At 27.8% G+C, this 21,505-nt stretch carries 22 protein-coding genes; 10 read left to right on the plus strand and 12 right to left on the minus strand.

The features are described 5' to 3' along the window. Nucleotide 1: 1 nt before the first annotated feature. The 3 genes from ACTTBK_RS05410 to ACTTBK_RS05420 are packed head-to-tail and all read left to right on the plus strand — an operon-like array spanning nucleotide 2 to nucleotide 3,022. Nucleotides 2-1,252, plus strand: a complete 1,251-nt coding sequence (locus ACTTBK_RS05410; RefSeq protein ID WP_440618974.1) for a 3-deoxy-D-manno-octulosonic acid transferase — start codon at nucleotides 2-4, stop codon at nucleotides 1,250-1,252. Continuing rightward, the gene (lpxK, locus tag ACTTBK_RS05415; RefSeq protein WP_440618975.1) at nucleotides 1,233-2,159 is read left to right on the plus strand and encodes a tetraacyldisaccharide 4'-kinase; all 927 of its coding nucleotides are present in this window, start codon (nucleotides 1,233-1,235) and stop codon (nucleotides 2,157-2,159) included. Before ACTTBK_RS05410 ends, lpxK begins: the two co-directional genes overlap by 20 nt. A 2-nt stretch (nucleotides 2,160-2,161) precedes the next feature. Further along, complete coding sequence (locus ACTTBK_RS05420) at nucleotides 2,162-3,022, plus strand: lysophospholipid acyltransferase family protein (protein ID WP_440618976.1); 861 nt, start codon at nucleotides 2,162-2,164, stop codon at nucleotides 3,020-3,022. A gap of 8 nt (nucleotides 3,023-3,030) precedes the next feature. Here the strand turns inward: ACTTBK_RS05420 and ACTTBK_RS05425 are convergent, their stop codons facing one another. After that, the gene (locus tag ACTTBK_RS05425; RefSeq protein ID WP_440618977.1) at nucleotides 3,031-3,222 is read right to left on the minus strand and encodes a DUF2093 domain-containing protein; all 192 of its coding nucleotides are present in this window, start codon (nucleotides 3,220-3,222) and stop codon (nucleotides 3,031-3,033) included. A 21-nt stretch (nucleotides 3,223-3,243) separates the two neighbouring features. Between ACTTBK_RS05425 and purD the strand changes: the two genes are divergently transcribed. Together purD and rsmD are read left to right on the plus strand one after the other, a co-directional pair. Further along, complete coding sequence (gene purD / locus ACTTBK_RS05430) at nucleotides 3,244-4,509, plus strand: phosphoribosylamine--glycine ligase (protein WP_440618978.1); 1,266 nt, start codon at nucleotides 3,244-3,246, stop codon at nucleotides 4,507-4,509. Then, nucleotides 4,506-5,069, plus strand: coding sequence for a 16S rRNA (guanine(966)-N(2))-methyltransferase RsmD (gene rsmD / locus ACTTBK_RS05435; RefSeq protein ID WP_440618979.1), 564 nt, complete (start codon nucleotides 4,506-4,508; stop codon nucleotides 5,067-5,069). The genes purD and rsmD overlap by 4 nt, the downstream gene beginning before the upstream one ends. On the opposite strand, the gene ACTTBK_RS05440 is transcribed toward rsmD, so the two are convergent. Genes ACTTBK_RS05440 through ACTTBK_RS05465 form a run of 6 tightly spaced genes read right to left on the minus strand, consistent with a single transcriptional unit; the run spans nucleotide 5,061 to nucleotide 11,471 of the window. Next, on the minus strand, nucleotides 5,061-6,209 hold the full coding sequence (locus ACTTBK_RS05440; RefSeq protein ID WP_440618980.1) for a glucose-6-phosphate isomerase: 1,149 nt from the start codon (nucleotides 6,207-6,209) through the stop codon (nucleotides 5,061-5,063). The two genes, rsmD and ACTTBK_RS05440, sit on opposite strands and share 9 nt — an antisense overlap. After that, the gene (locus tag ACTTBK_RS05445) at nucleotides 6,209-6,520 is read right to left on the minus strand and encodes a DUF3035 domain-containing protein (protein WP_440618981.1); all 312 of its coding nucleotides are present in this window, start codon (nucleotides 6,518-6,520) and stop codon (nucleotides 6,209-6,211) included. The genes ACTTBK_RS05440 and ACTTBK_RS05445 overlap by 1 nt, the downstream gene beginning before the upstream one ends. After that, nucleotides 6,513-7,010 carry a signal peptidase II gene (gene lspA, locus ACTTBK_RS05450; protein ID WP_440618982.1) on the minus strand — a complete coding sequence of 166 codons (498 nt, stop codon included), beginning with the start codon at nucleotides 7,008-7,010 and terminating at the stop codon, nucleotides 6,513-6,515. Before lspA ends, ACTTBK_RS05445 begins: the two co-directional genes overlap by 8 nt. After that, on the minus strand, nucleotides 7,010-9,739 hold the full coding sequence (ileS, locus tag ACTTBK_RS05455; protein WP_440618983.1) for an isoleucine--tRNA ligase: 2,730 nt from the start codon (nucleotides 9,737-9,739) through the stop codon (nucleotides 7,010-7,012). Before ileS ends, lspA begins: the two co-directional genes overlap by 1 nt. Continuing rightward, entirely contained in the window at nucleotides 9,736-10,659 is a 924-nt protein-coding gene (locus ACTTBK_RS05460; protein WP_440618984.1) for a bifunctional riboflavin kinase/FAD synthetase, read from the minus strand. Before ACTTBK_RS05460 ends, ileS begins: the two co-directional genes overlap by 4 nt. Further along, the gene (locus ACTTBK_RS05465; RefSeq protein ID WP_440618985.1) at nucleotides 10,653-11,471 is read right to left on the minus strand and encodes a TIGR01459 family HAD-type hydrolase; all 819 of its coding nucleotides are present in this window, start codon (nucleotides 11,469-11,471) and stop codon (nucleotides 10,653-10,655) included. Before ACTTBK_RS05465 ends, ACTTBK_RS05460 begins: the two co-directional genes overlap by 7 nt. A gap of 130 nt (nucleotides 11,472-11,601) precedes the next feature. Here ACTTBK_RS05465 and groES point away from each other — a divergent pair, with 130 nt between their 5' ends. The 3 genes from groES (at nucleotide 11,602) to typA (ending at nucleotide 15,680) form a co-directional block, all read left to right on the plus strand. After that, the gene (gene groES / locus ACTTBK_RS05470; RefSeq protein ID WP_075506443.1) at nucleotides 11,602-11,892 is read left to right on the plus strand and encodes a co-chaperone GroES; all 291 of its coding nucleotides are present in this window, start codon (nucleotides 11,602-11,604) and stop codon (nucleotides 11,890-11,892) included. A gap of 23 nt (nucleotides 11,893-11,915) precedes the next feature. Beyond that, on the plus strand, nucleotides 11,916-13,580 hold the full coding sequence (gene groL / locus ACTTBK_RS05475) for a chaperonin GroEL (RefSeq protein ID WP_075506444.1): 1,665 nt from the start codon (nucleotides 11,916-11,918) through the stop codon (nucleotides 13,578-13,580). 273 nt (nucleotides 13,581-13,853) lie between these two features. Beyond that, the gene (gene typA / locus ACTTBK_RS05480; RefSeq protein WP_440618986.1) at nucleotides 13,854-15,680 is read left to right on the plus strand and encodes a translational GTPase TypA; all 1,827 of its coding nucleotides are present in this window, start codon (nucleotides 13,854-13,856) and stop codon (nucleotides 15,678-15,680) included. Here the strand turns inward: typA and yczE are convergent. Next, nucleotides 15,677-16,324 carry a membrane protein YczE gene (gene yczE / locus ACTTBK_RS05485; RefSeq protein ID WP_440618987.1) on the minus strand — a complete coding sequence of 216 codons (648 nt, stop codon included), beginning with the start codon at nucleotides 16,322-16,324 and terminating at the stop codon, nucleotides 15,677-15,679. The genes typA and yczE overlap by 4 nt on opposite strands. A 44-nt stretch (nucleotides 16,325-16,368) precedes the next feature. Between yczE and ACTTBK_RS05490 the strand changes: the two genes are divergently transcribed. Continuing rightward, nucleotides 16,369-17,049, plus strand: coding sequence for a DUF6134 family protein (locus tag ACTTBK_RS05490; protein ID WP_440618988.1), 681 nt, complete (start codon nucleotides 16,369-16,371; stop codon nucleotides 17,047-17,049). 2 nt (nucleotides 17,050-17,051) lie between these two features. On the opposite strand, the gene ACTTBK_RS05495 is transcribed toward ACTTBK_RS05490, so the two are convergent. The 3 genes from ACTTBK_RS05495 to ACTTBK_RS05505 are packed head-to-tail and all read right to left on the minus strand — an operon-like array spanning nucleotide 17,052 to nucleotide 20,752. Beyond that, nucleotides 17,052-18,023 (minus strand): NAD(P)-binding protein, encoded by a 972-nt coding sequence (locus ACTTBK_RS05495; protein WP_440618990.1) that lies wholly within the window; start codon nucleotides 18,021-18,023, stop codon nucleotides 17,052-17,054. Then, nucleotides 18,020-19,336: a TldD/PmbA family protein gene (locus ACTTBK_RS05500; protein ID WP_440618992.1), complete on the minus strand. Its 1,317-nt coding sequence runs from the start codon at nucleotides 19,334-19,336 to the stop codon at nucleotides 18,020-18,022. The genes ACTTBK_RS05495 and ACTTBK_RS05500 overlap by 4 nt, the downstream gene beginning before the upstream one ends. 3 nt (nucleotides 19,337-19,339) lie before the next feature. Further along, nucleotides 19,340-20,752, minus strand: a complete 1,413-nt coding sequence (locus ACTTBK_RS05505; protein WP_440618993.1) for a TldD/PmbA family protein — start codon at nucleotides 20,750-20,752, stop codon at nucleotides 19,340-19,342. Nucleotides 20,753-20,838: 86 nt separating this feature from the next. Here ACTTBK_RS05505 and ACTTBK_RS05510 point away from each other — a divergent pair, with 86 nt between their 5' ends. Next, on the plus strand, nucleotides 20,839-21,186 hold the full coding sequence (locus ACTTBK_RS05510; protein WP_440618994.1) for a DCC1-like thiol-disulfide oxidoreductase family protein: 348 nt from the start codon (nucleotides 20,839-20,841) through the stop codon (nucleotides 21,184-21,186). On the opposite strand, the gene ACTTBK_RS05515 is transcribed toward ACTTBK_RS05510, so the two are convergent. Continuing rightward, nucleotides 21,183-21,476: a hypothetical protein gene (locus ACTTBK_RS05515; RefSeq protein WP_440618995.1), complete on the minus strand. Its 294-nt coding sequence runs from the start codon at nucleotides 21,474-21,476 to the stop codon at nucleotides 21,183-21,185. The two genes, ACTTBK_RS05510 and ACTTBK_RS05515, sit on opposite strands and share 4 nt — an antisense overlap. Between the last annotated feature and the right edge of the window lie 29 nt (nucleotides 21,477-21,505).

A 21,505-nucleotide genomic window follows, 5' to 3' on the forward strand; every position in this document is an offset into this window, starting at 1 on the left:
AATGCTATTTCTTTATCAAATAATTATTTTAATTATTTTAATATTATCTCCTTTAATAATTATTTTTAGGATAGTAAAAAAAAAAGAACATAACCAAAGATTCATAGAAAAATTTAGTTTTCCATCAAAAAAAAAAATTAATGGTAAGCTCATTTGGTTTCATGGAGCTAGTGTAGGTGAAATTATGAGTGTTGTTCCTTTAATTAAACATTATGAAAAAAATAAATCTATTAAACAAATATTGATTACATCCAGTACATTAAGTTCCTCAAAAGTTATAAAAAAATTTAAGTTTAAAAAAACTATACATCAATTTTACCCTATCGATTTCTATCTATTTACAAATAGATTTTTGAATTTTTGGAAACCAGATATTTCAATATTTATAGACTCAGAAATTTGGCCTTGCATGTTTCAAAATATTAAAAAGAGAAAAATTCCTCTCATTTTGATAAACGCAAGATTAACAAAAAAGACTTATAATAATTGGATTAAAATTAAGAACTTTGGGAAATCAGTATTTGATAATTTAACAATTGCCTATCCACAAAACAGAGAAACGAATACTTATTTAAAAAAACTTACAAGTAGTAAAATTGATCATCTAGGAAATTTAAAATTTGCAGAGATTGGAAATTATCATTTTGATAAATTTAAATCCAATTTAGAGTCTGAATTTAAAAAAAAAAAAATTTGGGTTGCTTCAAGTACACATAATCCAGAAGAAATATTTTGTGGTAAGACACATATTCATCTTAAAAAAAAATACAAAAATCTTTTGACAATAATTATTCCAAGACACATACATAGAACAAATAAAATTAGTTCTGAATTAAATAATCTTGGACTAAAAGTTACTTTACATAGTTCTAAAAATCAAAATCTTAAAAATACAGATATCTATTTAGTTGATAGCTTTGGTGAAACAAAAAAATTTCACAAAATCAGTTCAACAGTTTTTTTGGGTGGATCTATTATAAATAGAGGTGGACAAAATCCATTAGAGGCAGCAAGATTTGGCGCAAATATTTTACATGGTCCGGATACAAGCAATTTTACTGATATCTATAAACTTCTTAAATCTTTAAATGTCTCAAGAACTATTTATTCACCAAAACAATTGGCGTCGTCAATTAGGTTCAAAAAAAATAATAATACTGGGATCAAAATAAAAAATATTGGAGATAAAATTTTAAAAAAAACTATAAAAGAACTTGATAAATATATCCTAAATGAATTTAAAAAAACCTAGATTTTGGGAAAATGAAAAACCTAATTTATTGGCATACATATTGCTTCCTCTTGCGAAATTAATTCAATTATTAAATTTTTTAAAAAGTAAGCAAAAAAAAAATAAATTTAAAATAAAAACTATCTGTATTGGAAATATTTATTTAGGGGGAACTGGTAAAACATCATTAAGTGTAGAACTTAAAAATATTTTAGAAAAAAAAAATATCAAAACTTGTTTTGTTAAAAAATTTTATAATAATCAGCAAGATGAACAAATTCTGTTAAAAAATCATGGTCAACTTTTTTTATCAAATAAAAGATCTAGTGCCATCAGAGATGCAGAAGATAAAGGTTTTGAGATTGCTATTTTGGATGATGGTCTCCAGGATCAAAGTATTGAATATGATACAAAAATAGTTTGCTTTAATAATTTAAATTGGATTGGAAATGGTCTTACTATACCAGCGGGTCCATTAAGAGAAGAGATAAGCAATTTAAAAAATTATAAGCAAGTATTTATAAACGGTAACTTAGAAAATTTAGAATATTTGAAGAAAAAAATTTTAAATATAAACCCAGGAATAAACATAAATATAGGAAAATATATTCCAGAAAATTTGAATGAGTTTAATATTGAAGATAATTATTTAGTATTTTCAGGTATTGGTAATCACAAAACATTTGTTTCAATGATGAAAGAATATAGTTTTAAAATTTTAAAAGATTTTGAATTTCCAGATCACTATCAGTACAAAGATAATGATATAAAAAAAATAACTAATTTAGCAAAAGAATTAAGTTGTAAAATAGTGACAACTGAAAAAGATTTTTTAAGGTTGAAAAATATGAATTTCGAAAATTTAAAGTTTATAAAATCTAAATTGAAAATATTGGAAGAAGAAAAATTTATTAAATCAATTATTTAAAAATGAAGATTATAAAATATTTTTTTCAATTTTTACTTGCTGTTTTTTGTTTTATATTTTTTAAAATTTTGGGGGCTAAATTATCTTCAAAACTAAGTGGAAAAATATTTGAAAATATTGGACCATTTTTTAGGTCTAAAAAAACTATCGATGAAAATATTAAAAGAGCAATTCCTAATATAAGTGAAGAAAATCTAAATAAAATCAAAACATCAATGTGGAATAACTACGGTAGAGTATTTGCTGAATATATTTTTATTAAAGATTTTAGAAATGGAAAATTAAAAGAAAATATAAAAATTGAAGGTAAAGATATTTTAGATGAAATAAAAAGAAAAAATTCACAAGTAGTTTTTATATCAGGGCATTTTAGTAATTTTGAATTAATGGCAATGAGTTTAGAAAAAAATGAAATCAAACTTGCAACAATTTATCGTCCACTAAATAACATGTTCTTAAATCTGGTAATGGAAACAATTAGAAAAAAGTATATTTGTAAAAATCAAATTAAAAAAGGCATTGGAGGCTTAAAAAATTTAATTAAATATAAAAAAAAAAATTATTCAACAGCATTAATGATAGATCAAAGAGTATCGGAGGGAGTATTGAGTAACTTGTTTAATAAACAAGCTTTAACAACAACAATCCCTGCTCAGTTAGTAAAAAAATACGACATACCTATAGTGCCTGTTTTCATAGAAAGGATTGGTAATATAAAATATAAAGTGATTATTAAAAAACCAGTTGTGTTTTCTAAAGAACATTCAATAATTGAAATTACTGAAAAACTAAACGAAATACTTGAAAAAATGATTATTAAAAATCCTGAACAGTGGATTTGGTCTCATAATCGTTGGAAATAAATTTTAATTTAATTTTGTTGCTCTCTTTTTTGGTTTGCCTCTATGTAAGAAAAATAAGCTTCTTGCAATTCTACGTTCCAATAAGTTAAATTTTCTAAAGCTATTTTTTTTCCAGAAACAGCACAGATGACATAATCACCATTTTCTAATATTTGAAAATTATTAGGTAAATATTTTATTTTTGCTAATTTTTTCATCATTTTTAGTTTATACAGTTTTATATGAAAGTTGGAATAATAGGAAGTGGTGGTAGAGAGCATGCGTTATGCCATTCAATTAAAAAATCTGATAAAATTGATAAAATATTTTGTTTTCCAGGAAATGCTGGTACTGAAAATATAGCTGAAAATATAAATTTAGATCTAAAAAACTTTGAAAATTTAAAAAATTTCATTATTGAAAAAAATATTGATTTGATTGTAGTTGGGCCTGAGCAACCACTTGTAGAAGGTATTGTAGATTATCTAGAAAAATTTAATATAAAAGTCTTTGGTCCAAATAAAATTGCTTCACAGCTCGAAGGTTCAAAAATTTTTACAAAACAAATTTGTGAAAAATTTAATATTCCAACAGCAAAATTTGGTATTTTTCCTAATAGAGATGAAGCTAAGAGCTATTTAAATAAAAGCAAATATCCAATTGTAATTAAAGCTGATAATTTAGCAGCAGGTAAAGGAGTTTATATAGCTAAAAGCTACAGTGAAGCAGAAGATGCAATTGATGAAATTTTTAATGGTAAATTTGGTAAAGCTGAAAAAGTACTGATTGAAGAATTTTTAGACGGTGAAGAAATGAGTTACTTCACAATACATGATGGAAAAATATTTAAAAATTTTGGAACAGCACAAGATCACAAAAGAGTTTTGGAAGGAGATAAGGGAAAAAATACCGGAGGAATGGGATCATATTCTCCGTCAAGACTAATAAACGATGAATTAGAAAAAAAAATAATTAACAAAATTATTAAACCTACACTTAAAGGTCTGGCTGAGCTTGGAACTGAATACAAAGGTTTTTTGTATGCAGGTTTAATGATTGTAGATGATGAACCATACCTAATAGAATATAACGTAAGAATGGGTGATCCTGAGTGTCAAACAATCTTGCCAAAACTTAAAACTGATATCATTGATATTTTTATATCTTGTTGTGATAGAAAACTAAATGAAACAAAAATTGATTGGCATAATAAAAATAGTCTATGTTTTGTAATATGCTCAAAAGGTTATCCAGACGAATATCAAAAAAATATAGAGATAAAAAATATTAATAAAATTATACAGAATGATGATGAGTATATGTTTCATGCAGGAACTATACAAAAGAATAATAAAATTTATGCAATTGGTGGTAGAGTCTTAAACTTTGTAACTTTATCAGAAGAATTTAAAGACGCTCAAATAAAAATATTCAAAAATATTGAACTCTTAAATTGGGATAGTGGATTTTTTAGAAAAGATATAGGCTACAAAGTAATTAAAGAATGAGAATAATATCTGGTTTTTACAAAGGTAAAAAAATTTTAGAGCCCAATGATATTAAAACAAGACCTTTAAAAGATTTAACGAAAGAATCTATTTTTAACGTAATTGCACACTCTAATAAGATAAAAATTTCATTACAAGAATCGAAAGTATTAGACTTATTTTCAGGTGTTGGATCATTTGGAATTGAATGCTTATCTAGGGGGGTTGAAGAAGTAACTTTTGTCGAAAAATATAGTGGAGTTTTGCCTGTTTTAAAAAAAAACTTATTAAATTTAAATAAAGTCAATAATTATAAAATAATAGAAAAAGATATTTATGAAGATAATTTTTTTGAGAGTTTCATTGATAAATTTGACATTATTTTTTTGGATCCACCTTACAAAGATGATTTAAATATAATTTTAGAAAAAATAAATAATGTACATTTATTAAATACAGACGGAATTATCATAATTCATAGACATAAAAATCAAAAAGATATCTTTCCTAAAAATTTTGAAGTTATTGAAAATAAAAAATATGGAATTTCAAAAGTAATATTTATAAATTTACTATCTTAGTAATTTGTGCGTTTCGGTTTTAATTAATTCTACAGACGGTTGATCGTAAGGATTTAGGTTCATACACTTTCCTAACAATATTGTTTCCATAATAAAAAAACAAAATAATTCTCCAAGAGTTTTTTCATCTCTCTTGGTTATTTCGAAGCTTCTGAATGGTATATTTTTTTTCTTAAAAACATTTTCAGTTGCTATTTTTTGAGCATAAATAACTTTTGATAATGTTTTGCCCTTCAAAAAATTCTTAGAGGGCAATATTAATTTATTATTTATCTTTGGTGAATTTTTTTCATGCACATAAAAAAAAGTAAAAAAATTATTTTTAAATCCGTCTAAATAGAGTTGCATAACACTATGATTATCCTTAGGCATAGAAGACACTATTGGGAGAATTCCTTTTTTTTTCTTCCCAAGACTTTCAGCAACTAATTGTTGATACCATTTGAATAAATTGTCAGAACTCTCATCGTAATTAATGATTACAGAGTTAAACTTTTTATTTTTTACCAGATTAAGTATTATACTGACATTTTTTATTAAATTGTTTAAAAAATTTTTGTTCTTAATTAATGTATTGAATTGTCTGAATTTATTAGGATTTAAATCCATTAATTCAGCTGGCAACATTCCTACTTCAGATAACACAGAATATCTTCCACCAATATAATTACTATGATGAATTATGTCAGATTTCAATTTTTGTGCTAAATTTTTAAGATAATTATTTTTGTTTTCGGTTATAAAAATACTTTTTTCATTTTTTTTTATAAAAATATTTGCATTTACGATTGTCTCAATAGTATTTCCTGATTTTGAAACTATTAAATTTAAATATTTTTCTTTTTTATTTTTAACAATCTGAAGATTATCTAAAAATTCAAAATTTTTACTTATTTTTGATTTTAAAAAATCATATATTGCTTTAGTTCCAAGGGAAGATCCACCCATTCCTATAATTCTAAAACTTTTATATTTTTTATATTTCTGAATTAGTGTTTTTGTATAACTATCATTGTAATAACGTCCCATTGAAAGAAAAACATAATTTTTTTTTTTCAATAATTGATAAAGTTTTTTTTTTGTATTTGAAATATTGCTGTTAAATTGAAAATTTTTAAACTTAATACTTTTTGTTAACATTAATTATTTTTGATTTTTTTAAGCAATGTCTCTTCAAGATTTAAATCTTCGCTTGAGATGTCATTCTCACTGACTTCGTTTTCTGCAATAAGTTCTTTTATGCTATTAGTAGTCTTATCTTCCTCAATGTTTTCTTTTGGTTGTGGTAGTTCATTGTAATCTGGCGGCATGGTTAGTGGTGCTTTCTTTTCTACTAAAAATTCATCACTACTGTTTTTTTTTTGATTGGTAAAAGCCTTCTTAGCAGTTCCACACGAAGAAATTGTAACAAAAAAAACTAACAATAAAAAAGTTCTAATAATTTTATTCATTTTCTTTTTTATTATTACCAGTAAATTCTAAAAATATCATAAAAATCACTCCTAAAGTTATAAATATATCTGCTACATTAAATATGAACCAATGATAATTTTGAAAATGAAAATCAATAAAATCTGGAACAGATTTGTAATATAATCTATCAAATAGGTTACCTAAAGCGCCTGCAAAAATCATAAGTAATGAATATTTTTTTATCCCATTATTCTTAAATGCGTAGAAAAATAAAAAAATTATAATTAATAAAATAATTGATGACAGTACATTATAAAAAAAACTACTTCCAAAAGAAAACAGTCCAAATGCTATTCCTTCGTTCCATATAAAATGGATGTTTAAATATTTTGAAAAATAAATCTCTGAAATTCCTGTCTTTTCGTAAAAACTAATTACATATAATTTAGATGCTCTATCAATTGTAAAAATGAAAATAATTGTGATTAATTCGTAAAAATATCTTTTAAAAAAATTTCTTAAAATCATTAATTGTTTTTAGGACAATTATCTCTACTACACTTTTCTTCTTTTATTTTCCAACACATCTCACACTTAGTTCCTTTAGCTTTCAATGTTTCAACAACTGTATCTGTATCTTTTTTATATGTTACGGATGCTTTAGAAGTTATGCAGAGCTCAGAAAAATCTATATTTTTACACACACTTTCTAGCTTATTGCTTAATTGAATATTTATTTCAGCTTCAAGGCTTGAGCCAATTTCTTTACTAGCTCTTTTTTCCTCAATACTAACATTGCAAATATTTCTGATTTTAATTAATTCATTCCACTTTTCATTAAGTGAATTATTTTCAAAACTACTTGGCAATTCCACAAATTTCTCTAAGTGAATGCTTTTTTTATTTTTAAATAACATTCTATAAATTTCTTCTGTTGTGAAAGACAAAATTGGAGCAAACCATCTTAATAGTTTGTCTAAAATAATATTTAGTACCAAAATTGTTGATTTTCTCTTTTCAGAGCTTTTGGCATCACAATAAAGGGTATCTTTTCTTATATCAAAATAAAAGGCAGATAAATCTACTGTGCAAAAATTTAATAATTCTTTATATAAATTATGAAAATCATAATTTTGAAAATATTTTTTAAAGCTATTATTTAAATTAAATAATTTGTGCAAGACATACTGTTCTAATTCTGGAAGATTTTTTACATCAATCTCATCAAAATTAATTTCTTTAAAATCATCATTAAGATTTCCTAATAAATATCTAAATGTATTTCGAATTTTTCTATAAGAGTCTGCATGCTGGTCCAAAATCGAATAATCAATTCTTAAATCTTCTGAGTAGTTTGAAGATGCTACCCAAATTCTAAGTATATCTGCTCCATATTTTTTCAATATATCTTCTGGTGCAATAACATTTCCTAGAGATTTGGACATTTTTAAACCTTTTCCATCTACCACAAAACCATGAGATAAAATTGACTCGAATGGGGCTCTCCCTCTTGTGCCACAAGACTCTAACAAAGAAGAATGAAACCAACCTCTATGCTGGTCTGATCCTTCTAAATACATTGATGCTGGCCATTTAAGGTCATTTCTTTTCTCTAATACAAATGAGTGAGTTGAGCCACTATCAAACCAAACTTCAACAATATCACTTAATTTATCATAATCTTGGGCTTTATATTTGTCGCCTAAAAATCTTTGTGGATCGTCTGAAAACCAACAATCAGATCCCTCTTTTTCATAAATTAATGCAATATTTTCATTAACTTCATCATCAACTAAAATTTCTTTGGTTTTTTTATTAACAAAAATAGGTAAAGGGACACCCCATACTCTTTGTCTAGAAACACACCAATCAGGTCTGGTTTCGATCATAGATTTTAATCTTTCTTTTCCCTTGCTTGGATAAAATGTTGTATCATCAATGGCTTTTAAAGCTTTGTCTCTTAATTTATGACTTTCCATAGAAATAAACCACTGAGGTGTTGCTCTATGAACCAATGGTGCTTTTGATCTCCAAGAATGAGGATAAGAATGAACTAGTTCACCATTTGACAATAAGTTTTTTTGCTCTTTAAGTTTTTCAATTACTATTGGGTTAGCTTTAAAAATATGAATACCTTCAAATAATTTTACATTATTTGTATATTTCCCATCACCATCAACTGTCTCTATTGCTTTTATTCCATTATTCAAACATAAATTAAAATCATCTGGTCCATGACTTGGCGCACAATGAACTATTCCTGTACCCTGCTCTGTCGTCACAAATCTTGCTTCTAACATTGGGATCTCAGTTTCATAACCTAAGTTTAAAAAGGGATGATTACAAATAGTATCCTTTAACTCTTTTCCTTTAAACTTTTTAATCTCTTTATAATTTTTAATTCCACATTCTTTTATGACCGACCCAAGTAAAGCTTGTGCGATAACTATTTTTCTGTTTTGAAAATCTCCCCCATCATTAACTTGCAATAAAACATATTCTAATGCTTCATTATAAGCTAAAGCTTTGTTTGCAGGAATCGTCCATGGTGTTGTGGTCCAAATTACAATTTCACTTTTTTCTAATTCTTTGATCTTAGATGACCTTACTGGAAATGATGTATATATAGTATCTGACTTATGATCTTGGTATTCTACTTCTGCATCAGCAAGTGCAGTTTTTTCAACAGTTGACCATAAAACTGGTTTGTAACCTCGATATAAACTTCCTTCTTTAAGAAATTTTCCTAGCTCTCTTACTATCTGAGCCTCTGCATCAAAACTCATTGTAGAATAATAATTTTCCCAATCACCAACTACACCCAATCTTTTGAATTGACCTTTGTGAATTTCAATCCATTTTTCAGCAAAAGATCTACACTCTTTTCTAAACTCAACTATAGGGACGTCATTTTTATTTTTTTTATTTTTTTTATATTCCTCTTCTATTTTCCATTCGATTGGTAAACCATGACAATCCCATCCAGGTACATAAATTGAGTCTTTACCGTCCATTTGATGAAATTTTACAATTATGTCTTTTAAAATTTTATTTAATGCTGTCCCCATATGAATGTTACCGTTTGCATATGGAGGGCCGTCATGTAAGACAAATTTTTCTTTACCTTTGCTTGATTTTCTTAATTCATCATAAAGGTTTATTTTTTGCCAATAATTTAGAATTTCTGGTTCTCTAATAGGCAGGTTCGCCTTCATTGAGAAAGCTGTTTTAGGTAGATTTATATCAGATTTGCTCATTTAGTTTTTTTTGCAATATTTAAATCAGATTTAATTTGTTTTCTGAGTTGATCAACATTCTTAAATTTTTTTTCTTTTCTAATAAACTTTAAAAACTGCACTGATAAAAGCTTATTATAAAGATTTCCAGAAAAATTAAACAAATGAACCTCAAGTAAGATTTTTTTTTGATTAAATGTGGGTCTATAGCCAAGATTTGCTATTCCACTCAATTTTTTTTGATTTTTTTTTTTTAATACTCTTACCGCATAAACTCCTGGCTGTGCTAAGACATAATCCTTAATATCTATGTTACATGTTGGAAAACCAATTTTTTTTCCAACTTGTCTTCCCTTTTGAACTATTCCATCAATGGTCCACTCTCTTCCTAAAAATTTATTAGCTTTATTTAAATCACCTTTTTCCAGTAAGCTTCTTATTATCGTTGAAGATACTATTTTTTTACTTTTTAAAAGTGGCTTTGGTTTAATAACTTTATAATTATAATTTTTTTCATTTTGTATAAGTAATTTAACATCACCTTCTCTTTTATTTCCAAATCTAAAATTGTTACTTACAAATATAAACTTACAATTGAGTTTTTTATATAAAATTTCTTTTATAAATTTAATTGATTTTATTCTGGAAAAATTTTTATCAAATTTTTTTGTAATTATAAAATCTACTTTTAATTCTTTAAGTAATTCTAATTTTTGATTTACAGACGAAATTTTAAAATTCTTCAATGAATTGTTAAAATACATCTTGGGCATTGGATCAAAATTAATCACACCAATTTTTGAATTATATTTTTTTTTATATGATAGAGCTAATTTAAATAATTTTTGATGTCCTAAATGAAGACCATCAAAATTTCCAATTAATATAATTGAATTTTTATGGTGATTATTAATATTGAAATTTTTATATAACTTTACCATTTTAATTCTGTTTGAGTAAAATTAACGATAGCTTCATACTCTTTTGAAACTTCAATAACTCCTTTATTTTGTATCTCTTCTTTGTGAATTCCATTGCAAACTAACAAGGAATGGTAATTTAATAAGTTGGCACCTTTTATATCTGTATTTAAATTATCACCAATTGCCAAAACTTTCTTACCAATATTGTCTATAGACTGATTGTAAACCTCCGCATGGGGTTTTCCAAAATAAATTACTTCTCCACCCATTTTTTCAAAAACCATTGCAACTGAGCCTGCACACATCTCTCTTATATTTCCTCTATCAACAATTAAATCAGGATTTGTACAAATCATTTTTTTTGTTGTGTATTTTTCAAGCAAGTTTTTATAATAACTTAAATCATCTTCATGTTCATCGAATAAACCTGTGCAAAGTAAATATTCACTTTCATTTAGTTCAGTTGATTTATTATTTTTAAATTCATTGAACAAATCGAAATCTCTTGGGGGGCCTATATGAAAAAAATTCTTTGATTTAAAAGATGTTTTTAAAAAATTTAATGCTGCCTCACCTGAGGTAAAAACATGCTCTCTCAAATCTTCACTCATGCCCATTTTTTCTAAAAATTTATTTACCGTAGTATTTGGTCTTGGAGCATTGGTTAAAAGAACAAAACTTTTATTTTTTTTCTTTAGTTCATTTAAGGTTGCTATTGCTGAGTTATGTAATTTTACACCATTATGAATGACCCCCCACAAATCTATGTAAAAAAGGTCATAATTATCAGCAATTGACTGAAGGCCATCTAAGTCTAAATTTTTGGTCATTATTTTACCTATAAACCATAATATTTAGATTTTCCTAGCATAATTACTCTGAAAAGATTCTCTAATCTTGAAATAGGCTATGAAATATCTATATGAGGCTCATATTTATATAGAATTATAAAGGAGATTTATGAAGTTTAAACCGTTACATGATAGAGTATTAATCGAAGTTTTAGACAGTAGTGAAAAAACTGCTGGTGGAATAATTATACCAGATACAGCTCAAGAAAAACCTCAAGAAGGAAAAGTTGTTGCTGTTGGTGGTGGAGCTAAAACGGAAGATGGAAAAACAATTCCAATGGATGTTAAAGTTGGAGACAAAGTTTTATTTGGCAAATGGTCAGGAACTGAAGTCAAAATAGATGGCAAAGAATATAGCATAATGAAAGAGTCTGACATTATGGGTATTTCAAGTAAGTAATTTAATTTAAAGGAGAAAACAAAATGGCAAAAGTTGTTAAATTTGATGCTGAAGCAAGAGCAGCTATGATTAGAGGAGTAAATATCTTAGCTGATACTGTTAAAGTAACTTTGGGTCCTAAAGGAAGAAACGTTGTAATGGATAAATCTTATGGTGCACCTAGAATTACTAAAGATGGTGTTTCTGTTGCTAAAGAAATTGATCTTGAAGATAAGTTTGAAAACATGGGCGCGCAGATGGTTAAAGAAGTTGCTAGCAAAACAAATGATGAAGCTGGTGATGGTACAACAACTGCAACTATTCTTGCACAAGCAATTGTTAGAGAAGGTGTAAAATACGTAACTGCTGGCATGAATCCTATGGATGTTAAGAGAGGAATTGATGCAGCGGTTGAAGTTGTAAAAGAAAACTTAGTAGCATCAGCTAAAAAAGTAAAAGACAGTGATGAAATTGCACAAGTTGGAACTATTTCTGCAAATGGTGATAAAGAAATTGGAACAATGATTGCAAAAGCAATGCAAAAAGTTGGAAACGAAGGTGTTATCACGGTTGAAGAAAATAAAGGAATTGAAACCGAACTAGACGTAGTTGAAGGTATGCAATTCGATAGAGGTTATTTATCACCATACTTTATTACTAATAGTGATAAAATGACTACTGAGTTAGATAATCCCTTCATTCTTTTACATGAAAAAAAATTAACAAACCTACAACCAATGGTTCCTCTATTAGAAGCTGTTGTTCAAGCAGGTAGACCATTAATGATTATTTCTGAAGATGTTGAAGGAGAAGCTTTAGCAACTTTAGTTGTAAACAAGTTAAGAGGTGGTCTAAAAGTAGTTGCTGTAAAAGCACCTGGTTTTGGTGACAGAAGAAAAGCAATGCTTGAAGATATTGCTATCTTAACTGGAGGTCAGGTTATTTCTGAAGATTTAGGAATTAAACTTGAGAATGTTAAACTTGATGACCTAGGTTCATGTAAGAAAGTTAAAGTAGATAAAGATAACAGTACCATTGTTAATGGAAGTGGTAAAAAATCTGATATCGAAGGAAGATGTGCTTCAATTAAACAACAAATTGATGAAACAACTTCTGACTATGACAGAGAGAAACTTCAGGAAAGACTTGCAAAACTAGCTGGTGGAGTTGCTGTAATCAAAGTTGGTGGTGCAACTGAAGTTGAAGTTAAAGAAAGAAAAGATAGAGTTGAAGATGCTTTGAACGCAACAAGAGCCGCAGTTGAAGAAGGTATTGTGACTGGTGGTGGTTGTGCATTACTTTACGCTGCTCAAGACCTTAATAAGGTTAAAGCAAAAGGTGATGATCAAAAAGCTGGAGTAGAGCTTGTTAGAAAAGCACTTGAAGCTCCAATCAGACAAATTACTAAAAATGCTGGTGTAGATGGTTCAGTAGTTGTTGGTAAATTGTTAGAGCAAAATAAAAAAACACATGGATATGATGCACAAAGCGAAGAATATTGCGATATGTTCGCTAAAGGAATTATAGATCCTGTTAAAGTTGTAAGAACTGCTCTACAAGATGCTGCTTCAATATCTGGATTATTAGTAACTACAGAAGCTATGATTGCTGACAAACCTGAGGAAAAAGATGCTGCTGGTGGCGGAATGCCTGGTGGTATGCCTGGTGGTATGGGCGGCATGGGAGGAATGGGTGGAATGGGAATGTAATCCCACTTCTCTAAAACTAGAATTTAAAAGGCCATCACATGATGGCCTTTTTTTTATGCAGATTTAAATTATGTCAAAAAGATACAGTGGAAAGTCATTTAAGGATTCGAGTGTAAAAAAGAAACCCAAATTAAGTTTTAAAGAAAAAAGGAAACTTAAAAAAGATAAACAAAAAAAAGCCTAATTAATCACAAGTTATTTAAATTAATCAAGCCAGTCATGAGTTTTTTTAAGTTTTAATATCAAATTAAATATGTATAAGAGCCACAATTTATGAGCAACAATATAAGAAACATCACAATTATAGCCCATGTCGACCATGGTAAAACTACTTTGATTGATAATTTAATGAAACAAAGTGGATCATTTAGAGAAAATGAAGTTGTTGATGAAAGATTAATGGACTCTGGGGAACTAGAAAAAGAAAGAGGAATTACAATTCTTGCAAAACCTGCATCTATTAACTGGAATGATTCAAGAATAAATATTATTGATACGCCTGGCCACAGAGATTTTGCAGCAGAAGTTGAAAGAGTTTTGAGCATGGCTGATGGAGCTCTTTTATTAATTGACTCTGCAGAAGGAGTGATGCCTCAAACAAAATTTGTTTTATCGAAAGCATTAAAACAAGGTTTAAAACCAATTGTAGTTATTAATAAATTGGATAAAGCAGATCAAAGAGCTAATGAGGTCTTAGATGAAACTTTTGATTTATTTGTAAGTTTAGATGCAAATGAAGAACAATTAGATTTTCCTGTTTTATATGCAAGTGGAAGATCTGGATGGGCTGATCATGAAGTAGATGGGCCAAGAGAAAATTTAAATCCTTTATTAGACTTAATTGTGGAGCACGTTAAACCGGCCAAATTAGATAAAACCAAACCTTTTGCAATGTTATCAACATTGCTTTATTCAGACAGTTTTTTAGGTAGAAGTCTAGTAGGTAGAATCACACAAGGGACAGCAAAAGCAAACCAATCAATCAAAGCTATTAATTTAAATGGTGAAAAAGTTGATGAAGGAAAATTAACAAAGATTTTTAGATATGAAGGAACTAAAAAAGTTCCAATTGATGTTGGAGAAGCAGGAGATATTGTCGTTGTAGCAGGATTAGAAAAAGCAAATGTAGCTGATACAATTTGTAATTTGGAAGTTAATGATCCTATACCAGCGACTCCGATTGATCCTCCAACAATGTCGATTACAATAACTGTTAATACTTCTCCATTAGCAGGTACAGAAGGTAAAAAACTTACAAGTACTCAAATTAGAGAAAGATTAGTTCAAGAAGCACAGAACAATGTAGGAATTACTTTTTCAGAAAATGATGGAAAAGATTCATTCGTTGTAAGTGGACGAGGTGAATTAATGCTGGAAATACTTCTTACTCAAATGAGAAGAGAAGGTTTTGAAATGACGGTAAGTCCACCAAAAGTTTTATATAAAACTGATAATCAAGGAAACAAACTTGAACCAATTGAAGAAATTACTATGGATTTAGATGAAGAACACTCTTCAAAAGTAATCGACTCAATGAATAGAAGAAAAGGTAAATTAATTGAACTAAAAGATACCGGTACAAATAAGAAAAGATTGATATTTCATGCACCTACGAGAGGTTTGATGGGATACACAAGTAGATTTCTAACTCTTACTAAAGGGGAAGGTGTAATTAATAGAATTTTCCATGACTACGGTCCTTTTGAAGGTGAAATGGAAGGTAGAAGAAATGGTGCATTAATTGCAATGGAACAAGGAAAAGCAGTAGCTTTTGCAATCTTTAATCTTCAAGCAAGAGGAGAAATGTTTGTTACCCATAATGATCCTGTTTATCCAGGTATGATTGTTGGATTATCACCAAAACCAGGTGACATGATTATAAATGTCATGAAAGGAAAAAAATTAACAAATATGAGAACACAAGGAACAGATGAAAACGTCGTTCTTACTCCTGTTAGAAAAATGTCAATAGCTGAACAACTAAGTATGCTTAACAGTGATGAAGCATTAGAAATTACACCTGATTCTTGTAGATTGAGAAAAGCAATTCTTGATCCTCATGAAAGAAAAAGAAGTGAGAAAACTAGCGCAGCAGCTTAGTTAAATATTTTTCCAACTAAAAATAATCCTAAAGCTACACAAGGTCCAATTCCAAAAGCAAATATAAGCGTTCCTATTCCAACGGTCCCACCTAAATACCAACCAACAATTACAACTGTAATTTCCAAAAAGGCTCTTACCAATGCTATAGGTAAATTTGTTATTTTTGTTAATCCTGTCATTAAACCATCTCGTGGACCTGGACCAAGATTAGCTACTAAATAAATACCACTACCAAGTCCTACTAAAATTACTGAAAGAACTGCTAATAAGTATTTTGTAAAAAGAGATGAAGGTGGCTGAAAATAATTTAGAGTGAAATCAATCATGGCAGCAATCACGATAATATTAAATATTGTTCCAAGACCTGGTTTTTGTTTCAAAAAAATCCATAAAAAAAGTACTCCTACACTTACAAAAAAAGTTGCTGCACCAATGGATAAACTAGAATTGAGTGAAATTCCTTCAGCTAATACTGACCAGGGTGAGTTTCCAGTTGTTGATAAAATTAACAAACCTTCTCCCAAACCAAAAATTGTTAAACCAAAAATTAAAAAAAATGATGTTGAAAATTTTGGCTTGAAGTTCAAACTTTCGTTTGAGCTCCAATTTACTTTTGGAATATTTTTTATAGATAGGAACATTAATTATTGATACTTTTAGATTAATTTTTATTTATATTATTATCATGAAAAAATTTTACACTATTATTATATTTTTTTTATTTACTTTTAACTCAAACGCACATGTTGGTCATTATAATAACTTCAAAAAAATTGAACTTGAAATCTTAAGAAATAATGAAGTTATAGGATACAATAATTATTCTTTTTCCAGGAAAGACAATGAAACAACTGTAAATAATAAATATAAATTTACAGTAAAACTACTTGGAGCAACTATTTTTGAAGTAGAAGGTTTTGGAGAAGAAAAATATTTAGGAGATAATTTAATTTCCTTTAAATCTAAAACACGTCAGAATAAAAAAGAAAAATTCGTAAATTTAATATTAAATAATCAAACTAATAAATTTGATATTCAAGGATCTTCTTTTTCTGGTAAAGCTTCTTTGAAAAATACAATTGGAAATTGGTGGAGCCATAAATTGTTACAGGCAGAGAGCCAAATTAGCCCTATTTCAGGAAGCATAAAAGAACAACTGGTTACGTTTATCGCTAAAGAAAAAATCACAATCAATGGGAAGGAATTTGATACTGATCATTTTAAACTCACTTCTAAAGATATGACTCTCCCAGAAGACAAAAGATTAAATTTTGATATATGGCTTGATAAAAAAACTTTGGTAATAGTTAAAGTTACCTATGAGAGAATGGGAAGTTGGGAGTATAGGATTAAAAATATTGAGTAATTTTATCTGCTTATTTTCTTAAAAAGATCATTAGCACTTATCCATCCTGCTTCTAATCTAGGTCCAACAAACCAATCGGCACAAACTCCTAAATTAATTTTTGAGTTCCAATAACTTTTAATTTTTAAAGGTTTTGAATTTGATGAATACATCCATCCATGATTTAAAGAAAAAAGGATTTTACTTTTTTTAATACCAGTAAGATCAAAAAATTTATTAATTAATATTTTTGAATTCAAATCTTTATTTTCTTTATTTTTCAAAATTTTTTTATTTGCCCACATTGCCGTACTTTGGAGTGTCCAAAATTCATAAATACTTTTAAATCTTAACTTACTATTTTCTCTAGCAGCCCAACCTAAAATTTGATCATCAAACAAAAAACTACTTATATTTTTTTTTGTTTTTTTCATTTTTATCATGACTGTAATATTTGCATCCATTTTTAATTTTTTTTTAATAAATGAATGATTAATAAATTTTTTTGCTAATTTAAATAATTGAGGATGTGGGCACGTTAAAATAAGATTATCATAAAATTTATTGTCACCATCAGCAAAGGTAAGTTTCCATTTGTTTTTATTATAATCAATTTTTTTTAATTCTTTTTGAAAATTACAATTAATTTTTTTTAATAAATACTTACTAATATCGTTATTACCTTGTCTACCAATTATTTTTTGATGATTTTTATTTTCTTTTATTTTTTTATTTTGAAAAATATGCTGACCCTTCCAATTTTTTAATATTTTTTTTGCTATGAGTTTTGTTGTAAATTTTTTAAACTTAGTACTCTTAGGGGAAATATATTGAACACCATGATCAAAGCCCACTTTTTTATCTAACCTTTTAAATGATGATCTCCCACCAGGACCTCTTGCTTTATCATAGAGATCTACAGAATGTTTTTTATTTAATAAATTTGAAATTCTAGCACCAGATATTCCTGATCCAATTACACAGTAAGTGCTCATTTACCTGCAACTGTCATTCCCTCTATCATCATAGTTGGTGAGTTGATAGAATATTCAAAATCTAAATCACTAGCTAAAGTTATATTTTTGAACATATCTTTAAAATTTCCTGCAATTGTTATCTCATTTACTGGAAATTTAAATTCGCCATTTTCAATCAGAAAGCCCGTTGCACCTACTGAATAATCTCCAGTAACCAAATTACTTCCATGGCCAATTGTTTCTGTTACATAAATGTGTTTTGAATTACTTTTTAATAAATCTTCGAAACTAATGTTCCCATTATCAAAATATAAATTTGTTGTACCACCAGATCTTCCATTTGATTTTAAGTTAAGTTTTTTTCCATTGTACGTATCAACTAGGTAATTTTTTAAGATGCCGTTTTGTACAAGATTTAAAGTATCTGATTTTACTCCCTCTGAATCAAAAATTTGAGATCCAACACCTTTATTTATATCTGGTTTATCAATAACGTTTATTGTTTCTGTAAATATTTGCTCATTAATTTTATCTTTAAGAAAAGATGTTCCTCTAGAAATCGCAGATGATGATATGGCTCCAGCAAAAGCTCCTAGCATTCCTTTAGCTATCCTTTTGTCAAATATGATGCTTATTTTTTCACTTCCAATTTTATTTGGGCTTAATTTTTTTATGGTTTGTTCAGAAGCTTTTTGACCAAGTTCTTTTGCACCCTTAATGTCTGATAAATGACGTTTGCTTGTAAATTCATAGTCTCTTTCCATACTATTTTCATCTTTAGCAACAGTAACACAAGATGCACTAAATGAAGATGATTTGTATCCTTCACAAAATCCATCACTATTTGCTAAAATAAAGTTAGATTTATTTTCAGTAAAACTAGATTCTGTATTTATGATTTTTTCTTCTGAAGATGCAACGCTCTCAAGCTCTTTCAAATATTCAATTTTTTTTTCATTATCAAAGTGTGTTTCATCATATAAATTTAAATTTTTAATTTCCTTAGCTAAAAGATCTTTATCTGGTAAAGAATTAAATTCATCTTCAGGAGTATTTTTGGTTGTTTCAAAACATTTTTTTATTAATGTTTTAATATTATCATCTAATAAGTTTGACGAAGAAATTGATGACCTTTTTTTTCCCAAATAAGTCTCAATGCTTATTGCTAATCCATCAGATCTATTAGACTCGTCTAAAGTATTATTTCTAAAATTTACAGTTTCAGAAATTGAATGACCTACTGTTACGCTTGATCCAGTTGCACCTAACTTTTTAGCTAAATCTAAGCAATATGATGCTTTTGATCTTAAATATTCTTGATCCTTAACCATAACTTAAAGTTTTGTCCCACCAACTGTCATTTTGTCAATTAAGATTGAAGGTTGGGCAACTCCAACAGGAACACCTTGTCCAGCTTTACCACAAGTTCCTATACCAGGATCTAACATCATATCGTTTCCAACCATAGAAACCTCTTTTAAAATTGAAGGACCATCTCCTATTAATGTGGCTCCCTTTATCGGTGAACCAATCTTTCCGTTATTAATTTCATATGCCTCAGTACAATTAAATACAAATTTTCCAGATGTAATATCAACTTGTCCTCCTCCAAAACTTACTGCAAAAATTCCTTTGTTTACTGATTTGATCATTTCTTCTTGAGTTTGATTTCCACTCAACATCATTGTATTTCTCATTCTTGGCAAAACAACGTGTCTATAATTTTCTCTTCTTCCTGAGCCAGTCGATTTGGTATTCATCAATCTAGCATTTAATCTATCTTGCATAAAATTCTTTAATATCCCATTTTCAATCAATACTGTTTTTTCTGTTGGTGTACCTTCATCATCAATAGTTAAGCTACCTCTTCTATTGTCAATTGTTCCATCATCAACAATCGTAACTCCCTCACTGGCAACTTTTTGGCCCATAAGATCATGAAATGCAGAAGTTTTTTTTCTATTAAAGTCTCCCTCTAAACCATGTCCAATAGCTTCATGTATTAAAATTGCTGGCCATCCAGGTCCTAAAACAACTTTCATTTCTCCTGCTGGAGCAGGTTTACTTTCTAAATTTACTGACGCAATTCTAAATGCTTCCTCACATACAGTTTTCCAATTGTCATTTTTTAGATATTCATCATAAGACTGTCTTCCACCTATTCCATAAACGCCAGTTTCTTTTCTTCCATTTTTTTCTAACATCACAGATACATTAAATCTAATTAATGGTCGTACATCAGTTAATACTTCACCACCTGATCTTATAATCTCGATAGATTTTTGTTCACCTGCAAAACTCGTGGTAACTTGTTTTACAGATTGATCTTTTTTTCTTAGATACTCATTTACTTTATTTAATACTTCTAATTTCGAATTTAATGTTTTTTGCTCTATGGGATTAATATCCTGATAAAATTTTTTATTAGATCTTGAAATATCTTGATTATAAGTACCTTTCATAGACTTAAGTGTAGATTTTAAATTTTCAGAAGATTTTTTTAATGAATCTTTTGATATTTCATTAGAGTGAGAATATGCAACAACCTCTCCCGTAATTGCTCTAAATCCAAAACCTAAATCTGAACTATAGTTTGAGCTTTTAATTTTATTATCATCTAATAAAATAGATTCGGATTTAGTATCCTCCAAATATAGCTCACCATCATCACAATTTTGTAATGTATCAGATACTATTGCATCGGCATCTTTTCTTGTTAAATCAGATTTGTCAAAAAAATTACTCACTCAGTTTAGATAGTGCTTTATTATTAATTTTCAACTAATCATTTGGCGCATTTACATGCTTAATTTTAAAGTTAATATAATTTTCCATGAAAGTTTATTTTAATAACTCTTGCAAAATTTGCAGATCAGAAATCAACATGTATAAAAAAGAAAATATTGAAAATATTGATTGGATAGATATTACGAATAACAAAGACGCAGAAAAAGAAACTTCCAAAAATGACAAAGAACTTTTAAGAAGATTGCACATTAAAGAAAACGATCAAGTAATTGAAGGTGCAGAAGCTTTCCTTTATGTTTGGAAGAGAATACCAAAATATAAATTTTTATATAGTTTTTTCAAACTTCCTATCATCTTTACAATTTTTAAATATGGATATGAAATAGTTGCGTATTTTTTGTATTTGAAAAATAAAAAACAATTAAAAAATTAATTAAGAAAAAATATCAAAATTTGACTCAATAAAGACATTGAGAGGATAAACATAATTAAAACTACTGAATACATAAGAGTAATAATTTTATTTCTTTTTCTTCTTAATCTTACAAAATTTTTGTCATCCAAATCTGATATGTCTCTTTCTCCATCAACTTCATAATCATAACTCCATCTCCAAGTTGATTGTCCTAACCTTTCGTCTTGACTATTAAAATATCTGATCCAAGCAAGTATATAGCTTAACAGAACATACAAAATCACCATTGCAATTATTCCAAAAAACATAACTAATAATACTTAAATTAAATGTAATT

It is taken from the genome of Candidatus Pelagibacter sp. HIMB1493 (assembly GCF_052047995.1).
Classification (GTDB): Bacteria; Pseudomonadota; Alphaproteobacteria; order Pelagibacterales; family Pelagibacteraceae; genus Pelagibacter.

Coding starts and splice junctions, on each gene's coding strand:
- ACTTBK_RS05410 (WP_440618974.1), top strand. CDS start 2: ATGCTATTTCTTTATCAAATAATTATTTTAATTATTTTAATATTATCT.
- lpxK (WP_440618975.1), top strand. CDS start 1,233: ATGAATTTAAAAAAACCTAGATTTTGGGAAAATGAAAAACCTAATTTA.
- ACTTBK_RS05420 (WP_440618976.1), top strand. CDS start 2,162: ATGAAGATTATAAAATATTTTTTTCAATTTTTACTTGCTGTTTTTTGT.
- ACTTBK_RS05425 (WP_440618977.1), bottom strand. CDS start 3,222: ATGATGAAAAAATTAGCAAAAATAAAATATTTACCTAATAATTTTCAA.
- purD (WP_440618978.1), top strand. CDS start 3,244: ATGAAAGTTGGAATAATAGGAAGTGGTGGTAGAGAGCATGCGTTATGC.
- rsmD (WP_440618979.1), top strand. CDS start 4,506: ATGAGAATAATATCTGGTTTTTACAAAGGTAAAAAAATTTTAGAGCCC.
- ACTTBK_RS05440 (WP_440618980.1), bottom strand. CDS start 6,209: ATGTTAACAAAAAGTATTAAGTTTAAAAATTTTCAATTTAACAGCAAT.
- ACTTBK_RS05445 (WP_440618981.1), bottom strand. CDS start 6,520: ATGAATAAAATTATTAGAACTTTTTTATTGTTAGTTTTTTTTGTTACA.
- lspA (WP_440618982.1), bottom strand. CDS start 7,010: ATGATTTTAAGAAATTTTTTTAAAAGATATTTTTACGAATTAATCACA.
- ileS (WP_440618983.1), bottom strand. CDS start 9,739: ATGAGCAAATCTGATATAAATCTACCTAAAACAGCTTTCTCAATGAAG.
- ACTTBK_RS05460 (WP_440618984.1), bottom strand. CDS start 10,659: ATGGTAAAGTTATATAAAAATTTCAATATTAATAATCACCATAAAAAT.
- ACTTBK_RS05465 (WP_440618985.1), bottom strand. CDS start 11,471: ATGACCAAAAATTTAGACTTAGATGGCCTTCAGTCAATTGCTGATAAT.
- groES (WP_075506443.1), top strand. CDS start 11,602: ATGAAGTTTAAACCGTTACATGATAGAGTATTAATCGAAGTTTTAGAC.
- groL (WP_075506444.1), top strand. CDS start 11,916: ATGGCAAAAGTTGTTAAATTTGATGCTGAAGCAAGAGCAGCTATGATT.
- typA (WP_440618986.1), top strand. CDS start 13,854: ATGAGCAACAATATAAGAAACATCACAATTATAGCCCATGTCGACCAT.
- yczE (WP_440618987.1), bottom strand. CDS start 16,324: ATGTTCCTATCTATAAAAAATATTCCAAAAGTAAATTGGAGCTCAAAC.
- ACTTBK_RS05490 (WP_440618988.1), top strand. CDS start 16,369: ATGAAAAAATTTTACACTATTATTATATTTTTTTTATTTACTTTTAAC.
- ACTTBK_RS05495 (WP_440618990.1), bottom strand. CDS start 18,023: ATGAGCACTTACTGTGTAATTGGATCAGGAATATCTGGTGCTAGAATT.
- ACTTBK_RS05500 (WP_440618992.1), bottom strand. CDS start 19,336: ATGGTTAAGGATCAAGAATATTTAAGATCAAAAGCATCATATTGCTTA.
- ACTTBK_RS05510 (WP_440618994.1), top strand. CDS start 20,839: ATGAAAGTTTATTTTAATAACTCTTGCAAAATTTGCAGATCAGAAATC.
- ACTTBK_RS05515 (WP_440618995.1), bottom strand. CDS start 21,476: ATGTTTTTTGGAATAATTGCAATGGTGATTTTGTATGTTCTGTTAAGC.